Origin of the sequence: Pseudomonas sp. AU12215 (genome assembly GCF_001675465.2) — a bacterium.
Classification (GTDB): domain Bacteria; phylum Pseudomonadota; class Gammaproteobacteria; order Pseudomonadales; family Pseudomonadaceae; genus Pseudomonas; species Pseudomonas nitroreducens.
On sequence record NZ_MACM02000137.1, the window covers coordinates 121,702 to 135,610 of the forward strand.

At 66.8% G+C, this 13,909-nt stretch carries 14 protein-coding genes; 5 read left to right on the forward strand and 9 right to left on the reverse strand.

The genetic code is table 11. The features are described 5' to 3' along the window. Complete coding sequence (locus A9513_RS18340) at positions 1-1,386, forward strand: CoA transferase (RefSeq protein ID WP_038803669.1); 1,386 nt, start codon at positions 1-3, stop codon at positions 1,384-1,386. Here the strand turns inward: A9513_RS18340 and A9513_RS18345 are convergent. The 4 genes from A9513_RS18345 to A9513_RS18360 all read right to left on the reverse strand — a co-directional run bounded on the left by A9513_RS18345 (position 1,373) and on the right by A9513_RS18360 (position 5,571). Beyond that, positions 1,373-1,939: a flavin reductase family protein gene (locus A9513_RS18345; RefSeq protein WP_024764398.1), complete on the reverse strand. Its 567-nt coding sequence runs from the start codon at positions 1,937-1,939 to the stop codon at positions 1,373-1,375. The genes A9513_RS18340 and A9513_RS18345 overlap by 14 nt on opposite strands. A gap of 21 nt (positions 1,940-1,960) precedes the next feature. Further along, positions 1,961-2,878: a bestrophin family protein gene (locus A9513_RS18350; protein ID WP_065085208.1), complete on the reverse strand. Its 918-nt coding sequence runs from the start codon at positions 2,876-2,878 to the stop codon at positions 1,961-1,963. Positions 2,879-3,048: 170 nt separating this feature from the next. After that, positions 3,049-3,924, reverse strand: coding sequence for a 3-hydroxyisobutyrate dehydrogenase (gene mmsB, locus A9513_RS18355; RefSeq protein ID WP_065085209.1), 876 nt, complete (start codon positions 3,922-3,924; stop codon positions 3,049-3,051). 138 nt (positions 3,925-4,062) lie between these two features. Beyond that, on the reverse strand, positions 4,063-5,571 hold the full coding sequence (locus A9513_RS18360) for a CoA-acylating methylmalonate-semialdehyde dehydrogenase (protein ID WP_065085210.1): 1,509 nt from the start codon (positions 5,569-5,571) through the stop codon (positions 4,063-4,065). 133 nt (positions 5,572-5,704) lie between these two features. Between A9513_RS18360 and A9513_RS18365 the strand changes: the two genes are divergently transcribed. Beyond that, entirely contained in the window at positions 5,705-6,601 is an 897-nt protein-coding gene (locus A9513_RS18365; RefSeq protein WP_065085211.1) for a LysR family transcriptional regulator, read from the forward strand. A 126-nt stretch (positions 6,602-6,727) separates the two neighbouring features. Here A9513_RS18365 and A9513_RS18370 read toward each other — a convergent pair whose 3' ends face one another. From A9513_RS18370 to A9513_RS18385, 4 genes are all read right to left on the reverse strand, one after another. Next, the gene (locus tag A9513_RS18370; protein WP_024764403.1) at positions 6,728-7,429 is read right to left on the reverse strand and encodes a YebC/PmpR family DNA-binding transcriptional regulator; all 702 of its coding nucleotides are present in this window, start codon (positions 7,427-7,429) and stop codon (positions 6,728-6,730) included. An 87-nt stretch (positions 7,430-7,516) separates the two neighbouring features. Then, complete coding sequence (locus tag A9513_RS18375) at positions 7,517-7,942, reverse strand: PaaI family thioesterase (protein WP_065085212.1); 426 nt, start codon at positions 7,940-7,942, stop codon at positions 7,517-7,519. Beyond that, entirely contained in the window at positions 7,939-8,739 is an 801-nt protein-coding gene (locus A9513_RS18380; protein ID WP_065085213.1) for an RNA polymerase sigma factor, read from the reverse strand. Before A9513_RS18380 ends, A9513_RS18375 begins: the two co-directional genes overlap by 4 nt. A gap of 77 nt (positions 8,740-8,816) precedes the next feature. Beyond that, on the reverse strand, positions 8,817-10,205 hold the full coding sequence (locus A9513_RS18385; RefSeq protein ID WP_065085214.1) for a PLP-dependent aminotransferase family protein: 1,389 nt from the start codon (positions 10,203-10,205) through the stop codon (positions 8,817-8,819). 172 nt (positions 10,206-10,377) lie between these two features. Between A9513_RS18385 and A9513_RS18390 the strand changes: the two genes are divergently transcribed. Next, positions 10,378-11,151, forward strand: coding sequence for a class II aldolase/adducin family protein (locus tag A9513_RS18390; protein WP_024764407.1), 774 nt, complete (start codon positions 10,378-10,380; stop codon positions 11,149-11,151). An 82-nt stretch (positions 11,152-11,233) separates the two neighbouring features. Then, positions 11,234-12,262 carry an ABC transporter substrate-binding protein gene (locus A9513_RS18395; RefSeq protein WP_065085215.1) on the forward strand — a complete coding sequence of 343 codons (1,029 nt, stop codon included), beginning with the start codon at positions 11,234-11,236 and terminating at the stop codon, positions 12,260-12,262. Positions 12,263-12,427: 165 nt separating this feature from the next. Here A9513_RS18395 and A9513_RS18400 read toward each other — a convergent pair whose 3' ends face one another. Continuing rightward, positions 12,428-13,054, reverse strand: coding sequence for a bifunctional 2-polyprenyl-6-hydroxyphenol methylase/3-demethylubiquinol 3-O-methyltransferase UbiG (locus A9513_RS18400; RefSeq protein ID WP_024764409.1), 627 nt, complete (start codon positions 13,052-13,054; stop codon positions 12,428-12,430). 131 nt (positions 13,055-13,185) lie between these two features. Here A9513_RS18400 and A9513_RS18405 point away from each other — a divergent pair, with 131 nt between their 5' ends. Beyond that, entirely contained in the window at positions 13,186-13,905 is a 720-nt protein-coding gene (locus A9513_RS18405; RefSeq protein WP_065085216.1) for a 2OG-Fe(II) oxygenase, read from the forward strand. Positions 13,906-13,909: the final 4 nt, after the last annotated feature.

The following is a 13,909-nucleotide window of genomic DNA, read 5'->3' on the forward strand; positions in this document are numbered from 1 at the left end:
ATGCAGCGGGTTCTTGCGGAACGACTTTGGACAGCCCTCGGTGGCCAGGCCGAACGCCTGAGCCACCTGGCCCCTCGCAGCGAAGGCTCCCTGCCTTCGGCATTCTTCGTCACCGAGCTGGCCGCCGCCAGCATCGCCAGCGCCGGGCTGGCACTGGGCGAGTGGCTGGAGCCGGAAGGTGGCACGGCGACCTCCATGGTCGTGGACCGCCGTTTGGCCTCCTTCTGGTTCTCCACCTCCTTGCGGCCTCAGGGCTGGACAGTGCCCGACCTCTGGGATGCCATTGCCGGTAACTACCGCACACGCGACGGCTGGATTCGCCTGCACACCAATGCGCCGCACCACCGCGCCGCCGCACTCCGGGTCCTCGGCGTCGAGAATCAGCGCGATCAGGTCGCCAGCGCGGTGGCCGGTTGGGCGGCGGGCGAGCTGGAACTGGCGATCGTCAGGGAGGGCGGCTGCGCGGCCGAGATGCGCTCATGGGATGCCTGGAAACAGCACCCGCAAGGCATCGCCGTGGCTCGCGAGCCTCTCGTGTTGCGCGATATCCAACTGGTGTCCGGACCCTCCCTGGACATCGAGATCGACCGCGAACGCCCGCTGGCCGGCCTGCGGGTGCTGGATCTGACCCGTGTACTGGCCGGCCCGGTCGCCACCCGATTCCTCGCCGGCTTCGGTGCCGAGGTACTGCGCATCGACCCGCCGGACTGGGATGAGCCCGGCGTGGTGCCGGAAGTCACCCTGGGCAAGCAGTGCGCGCGGCTGGACCTGCGCCAGCCGGCAGGTCGCGAGCGTTTCCAGGCGCTGCTCGCCAGCGCCGACGTTCTGGTCCACGGCTATCGGGCCGATGCCCTGGAACGCCTGGGTTTCGGTGCCGACGTGCGCCGCACCATCGCACCGGGGCTGGTGGACGTCAGCCTGAATGCCTATGGCTGGTCCGGCCCATGGTGCGAAAGACGCGGCTTCGACAGCCTGGTGCAGATGAGCAGCGGCATTGCCGAAGCTGGGCGCGTGTGGCGTGGCGAGGAAAAGCCCGTACCCTTGCCCGTTCAGGCGCTCGACCACGCGACCGGCTACCTGATTGCTGCCGCCGCCTTGCGCGGGCTGGCCGAGCGCCGGCGCAGCGGCCGGGGCAGCCGTTGGCGGCTGTCGCTGGCGCGGACAGCGCAGTTCCTGCTGGAGGCGGGTGCCGCGCCGCCAAGCCAGGCGGAGCTGGGGGCGGAAACCGCGGCCGATCTGGCGCCGGGCATCGAAGCCACGCCCTGGGGCCATGCGCGCCGCCTGCGCCCGCCGTTGCAGGTCGCCGGTTCGCCGCTCTTCTGGGAGTTGCCGGCCTCCGAGCTGGGCTCGGCGCCGGCCGCCTGGCAGCCGGTCAGCCCCGGCTGACCTGGAACGCCTCGCCAGTGGCGAAGAAGGCGCCGCCGGCCTGGTAATGGATCGTGCGCAACTCGTCGCTGGGGAAATGCCAGCGACCGTTGGAGAAGGCGCGCTCATCGGCGTAGGCGGCGACCACCTCGGCGATGAACAGGTCGTATTTCTCCTGGTTGTGCGGCTCGCTGATCACCTTGCATTCCAGGTAGGCGATACAGCCATCGACCACCGGTGCGTCGACCTGCTTCGCACGCGAAACGCCAATGTCCAGTTGCTCGAACTTGTTGCCCTCGCCGCCGTTGCTCGATCCCACCGCCAGGGTCAGCTCGGCCTGCTGGCGCGTTGGCAGTTGGATGACGAAAGCGCCGGAGCCTTCCACCAGATGACGTGACCAGGTGTTGCGGTCGAGCACCAGCATCAGCTTGGGCGGGTCGAAGTCCAGTGGCATGACCCAGGCGGCGGCCATGACGTTGGCCGTGCCCTGGTGCTCGCAGGTGACGATGGTGCTCGGGCCGTGGTTGAGCAGCAGGTAGGCCTTGTTCAGCGGTACGTCTTTCAGGTGACTCATTCTCGGGTCCTCAGGGCTGGCTCAGAGCAGCAGGCCATCCACCGGTTTCAGCGGTTCGGGCAGGTCGGTTCCACCGAGGATTTCCAGCACGGTGATTTCCAGGTTGCGGCTCATGGCGTCCAGCGGCAGATCGTTGGGTTGGGTATCGAACGGGTCGGCAATCTGGTCGCCCAGGGCATCCAGGCCGAAGAAGGTGTAGGCCAGCACGCAGACGGCCAGCGGAGTGAACCAGCCGATGCTGTCCACCAGGCAGAAAGGCAGCAGGAAGCAGTAGACGTGCACGATGCGGTGCAGCATCAGGATGTAGGGGTAGGGAATCGGCGTGTTGCTGATCCGCTCGCAGCCGCCCAGCACGTACGACAGGCGGGTCATCTGCTGGTCGATGGCGGCCAGGGTGATGTCGCTGGCGCCCGCCGCGCGGCCCTGGTCGGCGAAGCGCTGGCCAAGGTCCGCCAGCAGGGCGTTTGCCGGGTTGCGGCGATGGGCGAATGCCGCGGCGGCGTCGCCCAGCACACGTTTCACGTCGTCGCCTTGCTCGGTGCCGCGCAGCTGGTCGCGCAGGGTGTAGCCGAAAGCGATCAGCGGCTTGCACAGCTGGCGGCGGCCATCGGCATCGAGGTCGGGCAGCAGCGACCGGGTCTGCCGCGCCAGGTTGCGCGTCACGATCAGCAGCTCGCCCCAGAGCGTGCGCGCCTCCCAGAAGCGCTGGTAGGCGACGTTGTTGCGAAAGCCGAGGAAGATCGCCAGCGTCAGCCCCCAGAGGGTGAATGGCGTAGAGGTGATGATCACCTTGTAGTGGTAGAGCGTGCCGTGGGTGGCTACCACCAGGGAACTCAGCAGCACGGTGTAGAGCACCTTGCGCCAGATGGCCGGGATGATCGATCCCTTGAGCGAGAACAGCAGGACCCAGAGTGTCGGGGTTTGCGGGCGGAGGATCATGCGGCGGCATCCGGTGGGGCGGAGCGCGCATGATAGCCGAGATGAAGGCTTGGGCGACGTGTCGCGGAGTGGGACCTTTGTAGGGGCGAGCCTGCTCGCGAACCGGCCTCGTAGCGAAGAGGTTCGCGAGCAAGCTCGCTCCTACAGAAAAGCGGAACGCCCTGGCGGACCTAGCCCTGTTGGTACAGCTTCACGATCGCCGAGAAGTCCAGCTGGCCGTTGCCCTGGTTGCTGAAGGTCTGGAACAGCTGCTGGGCCAATGCGCCAAGCAGCACCGGCTGGCGGATCTGTCGCGCGGCCTCGCTGGCCAGGCCCAGGTCCTTGAGCATCAGGTCGGTGCCGAAGCCGCCGCTGTAGCCGCGCGCCGCCGGGGCCCCGGTGAGCGGGTTGTTGATCTCCGAGGCCCAGCAGCGGCCGCTGGAGGTGTTGATGATGCCGGCCAGCACTTCGGCGTCCATACCCAGCTTCACGCCCAGGGACATGGCTTCCGCTACGCCGATCATGGAGATACCCAGCAGCAGGTTGTTCGCCACCTTGGCCACCTGGCCGTTGCCGGCGCCGCCGCAGTGCACGAGGTTCTTGCCCATGGCGGCCAGCACCGGGCGCGCGCGTTCGAAATCGGCCTGCTCGCCGCCGACCATGAAGGTCAGGGTGCCCGCTGCGGCGCCAGCCGTACCGCCGGAAACCGGCGCATCGAGCATGGGGTTGCCGTGGGCGAGGGCGGCGGCGGAGACCTCGCGGGCGTTCAGCGGGTCGATGGTGGACGAATCGATCAGCAACACGCCGGATTGCACGTTGGCCAGCAGGCCATCGTCGCCGAGGAACACCTGCTTCACATGGGCGGCGGCCGGCAGCATGGTGATGATCACCTCGACGTCGTCGCGAGCGACTTCGGCTGGCGAGCCGAACGCGCGTGCGCCCAAGGCTACGGCGGCCTCCACGGCCTTGGCGGAAAGATCGAAGACGCTCAGGTCGAAGCCGGCCTTGAGCAGGTTGGCGGCCATGGGCCCGCCCATGTTGCCGAGTCCGATGAAACCGATGCGCATGGGGATTTCCTCTTCTTCTTGTACTGGAAGCGCTCCGTGGTCGGAGCGCCGGAAAGGGTGCCCGCCCGCGTGGTGCCGAATCCGGACCAGCATCCCTGCTGAAGTCCGGGCCGGCTCGGGGCAGGCGGGCGGGCAGTCTTACTTCAGATTGATGGTGGTGTTCACCGCACCACCGACCTCATTCTCGTCGAACCAGCGTTCGGTGACGGTCTTGGTCTGGGTGTAGAACTGCACCACCTGCTTGCCGTATGGGCCGAGGTCGCCGAGCTTGGAGCCGCGCGAGCCGGTGAAGGAGAACAGCGGTACCGGCACCGGGATCGGCACGTTGATGCCCACCTGGCCGACGTCGATTTCCTCCTTGAAGTGCCGTGCGGCAGCGCCGGAGCGGGTGAACAGCGCGGTGCCGTTGCCGTTGGGGTTGGCGTTGATCAACTCGATGGCCTCGTCGAAGGTCTTGACCGACACGACGCAAAGCACCGGGCCGAAGATTTCCTCGCGGTAGATGGTCATCTGCGGGGTAACGCCGGAAAACACGGTCGGGCCGACGAAGTTGCCCTTGCCGTAGCCGACGACCTGCGGATTGCGGCCGTCCAGTTCCAACGTGGCGCCTTCCTGGGTGCCGCGCTCGATCAGGCCGCTGACGCGGTCCAGCGCCGCGCAGGAAACCAGCGGGCCGACGTCGGTGTCGGCCTCGGTGCCGCCACTCACTTTCAGGGTCCTGGCCTTGGCGACCAGGTCGGGAATCCATTCGTTGGCTTCGCCCACCAGGATCGCCACCGAGACTGCCATGCAGCGTTGCCCGGCGGCGCCGAAAGCTGCGCCGGCAATGGCGTTCAGCGTCTGTTCCTTATTGGCGTCGGGCAGCACCACGGCGTGGTTCTTCGCGCCCATCATGCACTGCACGCGCTTGCCGGCCAGCGAGGCGCGGTTGTAGACGTGGGTGCCGACTCGGGTCGAACCAACGAAGGAGACGGCCTTGATGTCCGGGTGATCGCAGATGGCGTTCACCACGTCCGGGCCGCCATGGATGACGTTCAGTACACCCGGCGGCACGCCGGCCTCATGGGCCAGTTCGACCAGGCGCATGGTCACCATCGGGTCCTGTTCGGAGGGCTTGAGGACGAAGGTGTTACCGGTGGCAATCGCCATCGGGAACATCCACAGCGGGATCATCGCCGGGAAGTTGAAGGGGGTGATGCCGGCGCACACGCCGATGGGCTGCAGGATCGTGAAGGTATCCACACCGCCGGCCACGTTGTTGGCCAGCTCGCCCAGTTGCAGGTTGCCGATGGCCGAGGCGTGCTCGACCACCTCCAGGCCGCGGAACACGTCGCCTTCGGCGTCGGGTAGGGTCTTGCCCTGTTCGGCGGTGAGGATGGCCGCCAGTTCCTTCATGTTCTCGCGGATCAGTTGCTGGTACTTGAGGAAGATTCGTGCGCGGGCGCCGATGGGGGTCTTCTTCCAGGTCTTGAACGCGGCCTTGGCGCTGGCCACCGCGCGCTCGACTTCTTCGGGCGTGGCGAAGGGCACGCGGGCGAGGACTTCCTGGGTGGCGGGGTTGATCACGTCGCGCCATTCGGCGGTGGTGGACTCGACGGGCTTGCCGTCGAGGAAGAGTTTGACGGTCGGGACGGCAGGTGCAGTCATCGTGGTTCTCCCAGCCTGAAGGCTTTGTTCTTGTGTGGTCCGATCCTAACAGTGCATTTTTGATGTGCTCAATGAGGTGATGTGCAAGTATGGTCTGCATTTTTGCAGATAGAGGGCGCACACAGGAGCGCACATGGACTGGGACAACCTGCGGTTTTTCCTCGAACTCTCTCGTGCCGGCAAACTCACGGTAGCGGCGCGGCGCCTGGGCGTGGACCACACCACGGTGGCCCGCCGCCTGCAGGCACTGGAGAAAAGCATCGGCGCACAATTGCTGGTGCGCGAGCCCGCAGGCTATCGGCTGACCGAAGCCGGACATGGTCTGTTGCCCCAGGCCGAGGCGATGGAAAGCGCCTGCAAGGTGATCGAGAAACGCCTGGCCGGCACCGAGGACAACCTCTCCGGCAAGGTGCGCATCGGCGCCACCGAGGGCTACGGTTCGACGCTGCTGACCTCGCAGCTGGTGGAGCTGAACCAGCGCCACCCGCACCTGGGCGTCGATTTGCTGGCGGTGCCGCGTGCGCTACAGCTGTCACGTCACGAGGCGGACATCGTGATCACCCTGGAGCGGCCCGGTCGCGGTCCTTACTTGATCACCCGGTTGACCGACTACGTGCTGCGGCTCTACGCCTCGAAGGACTACCTGGCCGAACGCGGGCCGATCCGCACGCGCGACGACCTGCGCGTGCACGCGCTGGTGGGCTATGTCGACGACCTGCTGTACAGCAAGGAACTCCAATACCTCGACGAGATCGGCCGGCCGCTGCACATGGCGCTGCGCTGCACCAGCATCCTCGCCCAGCAGCGGGCGGTGGCGGAGGGCGCGGGTCTGGCGATCCTGCCGGCGTTCGCGGCGAGCGAAGACCCGTCGCTGCAGCCGGTGCTGGCTGGCGAGATCGAGTTCGTGCGGACGTTCTGGATGCTGATGCCCACGGAGCTCAAGGACATCGCGCGGATGCGCACGACCTGGGACTTCCTGCGGGAGAAGGCCGAGAGCAGCCAGGAAGTGTTGATGGGACGGAAAGCGTAGGGCGCGTGAATCGGTACGATTCATCCGCCGTATGCAGGACGACGGATAACGCTTGGGGCGATATGCGTCCTACGGGATGCGCGGTCTACAAAGAAAACGGGCGGCCAATGGGCCGCCCGTTCTGCGTTACGCCAGGCCGACGTAAAGGTTCTGCACGTCGTCGTTGCCGTCCAGAGCGTCGAGGAAGGCTTCGACTTCCTCCAGTTCCGCGCCGGACAGGCTGACCGGGTTCTTCGCCTTGTAGCCGAGTTTGGCCGAGGCAACGGTGAAGCCGTGCTCGGGCAGGGCGCGGCAGACGGCGTCAAGATCTGTGGAGTCGGTGAGGAACAGGGTGTCGCCGTCTTCCTCGCCCGGCTCGAAGTCCTGGGCGCCGGCCTCGATGGCGGCCAGTTCCGGGTCGGCGTCAGCGCTGGCCGGGGTGGCCTCGACCAGGCCCAGGTAATCGAAGTCCCAGGCTACCGAGCCGGAGGCGCCGAGCTGGCCCTTGCGGAACAGCACGCGGATTTCCGCGATGGTGCGGTTCACGTTGTCGGTCAGGCACTCGACGATCACCGGCACGCGGTGCGGCGCGAAGCCTTCGTAGACCACGCGCTCGAAGGTGGCGGCGCCATCCAGCAGGCCGGCGCCCTTCTTGATCGCGCGCTCCAGGGTATCGCGGGGCATCGAGGCCTTCTTCGCCTGCTCGACGACCAGGCGCAGTTTCGGGTTCATGTCCGGGTCGGCGCCATTGCGCGCGGCGATCATGATTTCCTTCGACAGTTTGCCGAACACGCGGCCCTTGGCGTTGGCGGCGACTTCTTTATGTTTGGCTTTCCACTGGGCGCCCATAGTGATCTCTTGCTGGCGGTTGCTGATGGGCGGCAAGTCTAAGGCCTTGCGCGGACTCTGGCGATATTTGCGGCGATATCCGGCGGCTCAGCGCTGCGCCGGCACCGCGAACACCGCGCTGGCCTGGGCGACCACCTTGTCGTCCACCGACAGTAGCGCATTGGCGAAAGCCATCTGCCTGCCGCGCCGGCTGTGCAGCAGGCGGATGCTCAGCCAGTCGCCGACCTGGGCGCTGGAAACGTAGTCCAGGGTCAGGCTGGCGGTGACCAGCGGCTGTGGTGGTTGGCTGGAGAAGGCCATGGCGTAGCCCATGCCGATATCCGCCAGGGTAGCGAGAATGCCGCCATGCACGCCGCCGCGGCTGTTGGTGTGGCGTTCGTCCAGCAGCAGGCCCAGTTCCAGCGAATCGCCTTCGCCACGCACCAGGAAGGGACCGAGCAGGTCCAGCAGCGGGTTGCGCCGTTGCAGTGGCTGGAAGCCCTCGGGATAGCCCAGATCGGCGAAAGCGTTCATTGCCAGCCTCCGGTGTGCTGCTGCAGCACGGCGCGCACGGTTTCGATCACCCGTTGCGGCACCTGGTAATCCGGGTGCGCGCGGAATACCGCGGCGGCGTCGGCCAGGCGGGTGAGGGCAAGCAGTTCGCTTTCGGCCTTGCGGGTGTCGTTCACGCCGGCCGGCAGGGCCAGCGCCTGGCGCTCGCAGGAGCAGGGCGCCTGGGGATTCACCAGAGCGCAATGCTGTTGCATGAAGTCGTCCAGCCGCTGGCGCGCCCGTGACAGGCGCTTGCGGTAGGTCGCCGGTTCGACCTCCAGCACGGCGGCGGCGGTTTCCGAATCCAGGCCGAAGGCGATATCCAGCACGTAGGCCAGGCGCTGTTCACGCTCCAGGCACATCAGCATGCCCTGGGTGCAGGCCAGTGCGATGCGTTCGGCGGCCAGCTTGTCCGCTGGCTCCAGCGGGCGCTCGTTGGCCTGGGCCAGACGCAGGCCGAGGTCGAGCTTGTCGGCCAGGGCGTCCAGCGACACGGTGGGCGTCTCGCGGACCTTGGTGCGCGCGGTCAGCAGCGCATTGCTGGCGATGCGGAAGGCCCAGGTGGAGAACTGGCTGTCGCCACGGAAGCTGGCGAGGTGCGTGGTGATGCGCAGGAGGATTTCCTGGCTGGCGTCCTGGGCGTCTTCGCGGCGGCCGAGCATGCGCAGGGCAAGGTTGTAGACCGGCGCCTGCAAGGCCAGCAGCAGTGCGTCGAGGGCAGCGGGTTCGCCCTGCCGGGCGCGTTGCAGTTGCTCGGGTTCGATGGCTGGGAACTTCACGGTGTCCTCCTGACGTGGCCGGGGAAATTCCGGCTCTTCTTCCTTGGACTTGGCTGCCGCGAGTTTTGTGACCGTCTTCAGCCCTGCCGGGAAAGAAAAGCGTACAGCCGCTCATCCAGGGAATGCGCCACGTTGAAGCGCATCCACGGCACGCTGCGGCCATCGGGCATGAACAGCTGGCCGGGGAACAGCAGGATCTTCGCTTCCTTGGCGCGGCTGGCGAGCAGGGTGGCATCGTCCACCGCGCGGTGCCGGGCCCAGAGGAACAACCCGGCGCGGGGTTCGTGGAAGACTTCCAGGCCGGCTGCTTCCAGGCGCCGCGCCACGCTGTCGTGGGCTTCGCCAAGCTGGTCGCGCAACTGCCGTACGTGCTTGCGGTGGCGGCCTTGCAGGAGGATGTCCAGGGCCAGGGTTTCGGTGAGTTCCGAGCTGGTCAGGCCGCTGACCATCTTCAGCGGCACCAGCTCTTCGATCAGCTCCGGGTGGGCGGCGATGAAACCGGTGCGCAGTGCGGGTGCAATGACTTTCGACAGGCTGCCGATGTAGATCACCCGCGCCAGCTGGTCGAGGTTGGCCAGCAGCATCTGGCCGGCCGGGTCGAGGTCGGCGTAGATATCGTTCTCGACGATGAGGAAATCGTACCTTTCCGCCAGTTGCAGCAGGCGGTGCGCGGCGGCCAGGGACAGGCTGCCGCCGGTGGGGCTCTGCAGGCGCGCCTGGGTGAAATAGACCTTGGGCCGGTGCTCGCGGGCCAGTTGCTCCAGGCGGTCGAGGTCCAGCCCGTCGGCGCTGCGCGGCACGCCGAGCAGTTGCGCACCTTGCAGGCGCAGGTTGAGGAACAGGTTGTGGTAGCCGGGTTCGTCCACCAGCACCGGATCGCCGCGCTGCACCAGGTAGCGCACGGTGAGGTCCAGCGCCTGGCTGGCGCCGGCGGTCAGCAGGATCTGCTCGGGATTGGCGGCGACGCCGGCGTCGCCCATGCGGTCGGCGAGCTTGCCGCGCAGCTTCAGGTTGCCTTTGCTGTGGCCGTAGTTGCCGAACTGCGTCGGCTCTTCCCGCGCCAGGCTGCGCAAACCGCGCTGCAGGCCTTCGCCATCCAGCCAGTGTTCCGGCAGCAGGCCGACGCCGGGGCGAATCTCCATGCCCAGCGGCTGGAAGACCTTGTGCAGCAGCAGGTGCGCGTCGAAGTCGAATTCCGTCGGTGCCTCGGCGCTGGCGCTGTCCTCGAGCGCCGGGCCGCGCACGTAGAAGCCGGCATTGGGCACCGCGTTCAGGCAGCCGCGCGCCACCAGCCGGTCGTAGGCTTCGACCACGGTGAAGTGGCTGACGCCGTTGGCCTGGGCGAACTTGCGGATCGAGGGCAGCTTGGCGCCTGCACGCAGGCGCTGCTCGTCGATGGCCTGGGCGATGCCGTCGACGATCTGGGTGACCAGGGGAGTGTCCGAGGTGGGGTCGAGCAACAGCATCCGAGGGTCCGATTCTGGTGAGGAAGGATCTGTACAGGTCGGTGGACCATAACAGCACTGCAAATTCTCCAGGGTGCCTGTGCATGGTGCGGGCGGGACGCGCCCAGCACACTCGGTCCCAGACGGCGGCAATTCGCCGCACAGCCTGACAGAACAACAAGGACCACCCGTCATGCGTGACACAGCTTACAACATCGATCCGTCGAGTATTTCCGCCGAAGAGTGGCAGGCCCGCTGCGACCTCGCCGCGCTGTATCGCCTGATCGCGCACTTCCGCTGGACCGACCACATCGACACCCACATCTCCGCACGGGTGCCGGGCGAGCCGGGCCACTACCTGATCAACCGCTACGGCGTGCTGTTCCACGAAATGCGCGCCTCCGACCTGGTGAAGGTCGACCACGCGGGCGACGTCATCGACCCGCGCTTTGGCCCGAAAAGCGTCAATCGCGCCGGCTTCAACATCCATTCCGCGGTACACGCCGCCCGCGAAGACGTGGCCTGCGTGATCCATACCCACACCGCCGCCGGCATCGCGGTGTCGGCCCAGGAAGACGGCCTGCTGCCGATCAGCCAGCACGCGCTGAAGTTCTACAACCGCCTGGGCTACCACGACTACGAAGGCATCGCCCTGGACCCGGACGAGCGCTCGCGCCTGGTCAACGACCTGGGCAGCCACATGGTGATGATCCTGCGCAACCACGGCCTGCTGGCCACCGGGCGCTGCATCGCCGAAGCCTTCAACCAGATCTACTTCCTCGAACGCGCCTGCCAAGCGCAGGTCCAGGCCCTGGCCGGCGGTCGCCAGTTGCGCTACCCGGCGCCCGCGGTATGCGAACGCGTTGCCGTGCAGGAAGAAGAAGCGCTGGTCGACGGCCTGCACCTGCTGGCTTGGGAATCGGCGCTGCGCCTGATCGAGGACGGCGAGGCGGTCTACCGCACCTGACCCTGTTATCGTGCCCCGGTCCGCAGAGGCCGGGCGCCTGCGTGCTTAAGCAATCTGCCAACAACAAAGCCAAGAGGTGGAAATGAAGAACCCGATTCTGGGAGCCCTGCTCATGGGCGTGGCGTCCGGCGCCATGGCTGCTGACCTGACCGTGATCTCCTTCGGCGGCACCAGCAAGGATGTACAGACCGAAGCCTTCTACAAACCCTTCGAGAAGAAGGAAGGCATGAAGGTGATCGCCGGCGAGTACAACGGCGAAATGGGCAAGATCAAGGCCATGGTCGACACCGGCAGCGTCAACTGGGATGTCGTCCAAGTGGAAGGCCCCGAGCTGCTGCGCGGCTGCGAGGACGGCCTGTTCGAGCAGCTCGACCCGGCGATTCTCGGCAAGGCCGAGGACTACGTGCCCGGCACCCTCTCCGACTGTGGCGCCGGCCTGCTGGTCTGGTCGATGGCCATGGTCTACGACGGCAAGCGCTTCGCCAACGGCCCCACCGGCTGGACGGACTTCTGGGACACCAGGAAATTCCCCGGCAAGCGCTCGCTGCGCAAGGGCGCCAAGTACACCCTGGAGATCGCCCTGCTGGCCGACGGCGTGAAGAAGGAAGAACTGTACAAGGTGCTGGCGACGAAAGAAGGCGTGGACCGCGCGTTCAAGAAGCTCGATGAGATCAAGCCGTCGATCCAGTGGTGGGAGTCCGGCGCGCAGCCGATGCAGTTCATCGCCAGCGGCGACGTGGCCATGAGTACCGCCTACAACGGCCGCGCCTTCGCCGCCCAGGAAGAGGGCGCGCCGATGAAGGTGGTGTGGAATGGCAGCCTGTATGCCATCGACTCCTGGGCGATCCCCAAGGGCAGCCCGAACAAGAAGGCCGCCGAGGACTTCATCGCCTTCTCGCTCCAACCCGAACAGCAGAAGATCCACACGGTGAAGCTGGGCTACGGCTCGGTGAACCTGGGGACTACCAAGCTGCTCGATCCGAAGCTGGTGGAGCGCCTGAACACTGCACCGGCGAACCTCGAACAGGCCGTCCCGGTGAACTTCGAGTTCTGGGTCGACCACGGCGAGGACCTGGAGCAGCGCTTCAACGCCTGGGCGGCGAAGGGCTGACCGCAGCGGCGCGGGTAATACTGCCCGCGCCGTCCAGAGGGGAGCGTCTGGCCTTCGGCCGGACGTCAGGTGGGTCCGCGAGCAAGCCCGCTCCTGCACGGTTGCACCGACATTGGCCTGGAGGAGCGAGCTTGCTCGCGAATCACTTCCGGCTGCTGTAAGCCGTCAAACCTTGCGCCACACACTCGCCAGCCAGGGCTGCTGCTCGCGCGGCAGGCCGGTGGGGCGGTAGTAGTGTTCCAGCTCGCGGAATCCCGCGGCTTCCAGCAAACGCGTCCAGTTCTGCAGATCGTGGTAGGAGCCATAGCGCCCGCCATTCCAGCCCTCCTGGTTCTCCCCGCGCGGGTTGGAGCTGAACAGCACGCCACCCGGCTTCAGCGCTGCCTGCAACTGGCCGAGCACCCGTGGCAGTTCACTGCGCGGGACGTGGAACAGGCTGGCATTGGCATAGATACCGTCGAAGCGCTCGGCGGGCAGGTCGAGAGCCAGGAAGTCCTGCTGCCAGACCTCGCAGCCGCTGGTCTCGCGGGCCATGGCGACGAAGTCGGCGCAGCCGTCCAGGCCGACTGGCTCATGCCCCAGGCGCTTCAGTGCACACAGGTCACGCCCAGGACCACAGCCAAAGTCGAGCAGGGCGAAGGGCGCATCGCCCTGGATATGTCGCAGCAGCGCGGCGATGTTCTGGGTGACATCGTGGTCCCAGGTGCCTTCGCGAAACGCTTCGGCGCGCTCCTGGTAATGCTGCAGGGTCACGCGGGAAATGTCCCGCAGGATCGGGTCTTCGGGGGGCATGGCTGTGTTCGATCGAGAATGAGTGGTTGATTCTACAATGCGTCGCTGCGGGGCAGTTTGAAAGTCGGCCTCGGGGCGCGCTGGGGCAGGGGCGAACCTAGACTGGAGCCTGGTTTCCACGGACCTTCAAGATGCCCGTCATCCCCATCCTTGCCCATCGAATCGCTGCCTTGGACTGGCCGCTGCTGGCTGAGCGTCTCGACGCCGACGGCCATGCATTGATCCCGGGCCTGCTCGACAAGGCGCAATGCGAAGCCCTGCGCGCGCTCTACGACCAGGACGAGCCGTTCCGCAGCCGGGTGATCATGGCCCGGCACAACTTCGGCCTCGGTGAGTACCGTTACTTCGCCTATCCCTTGCCGGTACTGCTGCAGGCGTTGCGCGGAGCCTTCTATCCGCCACTGCGCGCCATCGCCAACTGCTGGCACGAGCGCATGGGTACCGGTATCCATTACCCGCCGGAGCACACCGGCTTCCTCGCTCAATGCCATGCCGCCGGGCAGCGGCGGCCGACGCCCTTGCTGTTGCGCTACCGCGCCGGCGATTACAACTGCCTGCACCAGGACCTGTATGGGGAGCTGGCTTTCCCGTTGCAGGTGGCGATCCTGCTGTCGCAACCGGGCGAGGAGTTCGAGGGCGGCGAGTTCGTCCTCACCGAGCAGCGGCCGCGCATGCAGTCGCGGGTGGCCGTGGTGCCGCTCAGGCAGGGCGATGCCGTGGTGTTCGCCGTGGCCCAGCGGCCGGTACGGGGCGTGCGCGGCTACCACCGGCTCAACCTGCGCCATGGCGTCAGCCGCCTGCATACCGGTGAGCGCTTCACCCTCGGGCTGATCTTCCACGATGCGTTGTGAGGAG

Bases quoted from the DNA above. Each gene is read 5' to 3' on its own strand.
- A9513_RS18365 (WP_065085211.1), top strand. From the start codon at position 5,705: ATGGACTGGGACAACCTGCGGTTTTTCCTCGAACTCTCTCGTGCCGGC.
- A9513_RS18340 (WP_038803669.1), top strand. From the start codon at position 1: ATGCAGCGGGTTCTTGCGGAACGACTTTGGACAGCCCTCGGTGGCCAG.
- A9513_RS18405 (WP_065085216.1), top strand. From the start codon at position 13,186: ATGCCCGTCATCCCCATCCTTGCCCATCGAATCGCTGCCTTGGACTGG.
- A9513_RS18375 (WP_065085212.1), bottom strand. From the start codon at position 7,942: ATGAACGCTTTCGCCGATCTGGGCTATCCCGAGGGCTTCCAGCCACTG.
- A9513_RS18395 (WP_065085215.1), top strand. From the start codon at position 11,234: ATGAAGAACCCGATTCTGGGAGCCCTGCTCATGGGCGTGGCGTCCGGC.
- A9513_RS18385 (WP_065085214.1), bottom strand. From the start codon at position 10,205: ATGCTGTTGCTCGACCCCACCTCGGACACTCCCCTGGTCACCCAGATC.
- A9513_RS18345 (WP_024764398.1), bottom strand. From the start codon at position 1,939: ATGAGTCACCTGAAAGACGTACCGCTGAACAAGGCCTACCTGCTGCTC.
- A9513_RS18390 (WP_024764407.1), top strand. From the start codon at position 10,378: ATGCGTGACACAGCTTACAACATCGATCCGTCGAGTATTTCCGCCGAA.
- A9513_RS18360 (WP_065085210.1), bottom strand. From the start codon at position 5,571: ATGACTGCACCTGCCGTCCCGACCGTCAAACTCTTCCTCGACGGCAAG.
- mmsB (WP_065085209.1), bottom strand. From the start codon at position 3,924: ATGCGCATCGGTTTCATCGGACTCGGCAACATGGGCGGGCCCATGGCC.
- A9513_RS18350 (WP_065085208.1), bottom strand. From the start codon at position 2,878: ATGATCCTCCGCCCGCAAACCCCGACACTCTGGGTCCTGCTGTTCTCG.
- A9513_RS18400 (WP_024764409.1), bottom strand. From the start codon at position 13,054: ATGCCCCCCGAAGACCCGATCCTGCGGGACATTTCCCGCGTGACCCTG.
- A9513_RS18370 (WP_024764403.1), bottom strand. From the start codon at position 7,429: ATGGGCGCCCAGTGGAAAGCCAAACATAAAGAAGTCGCCGCCAACGCC.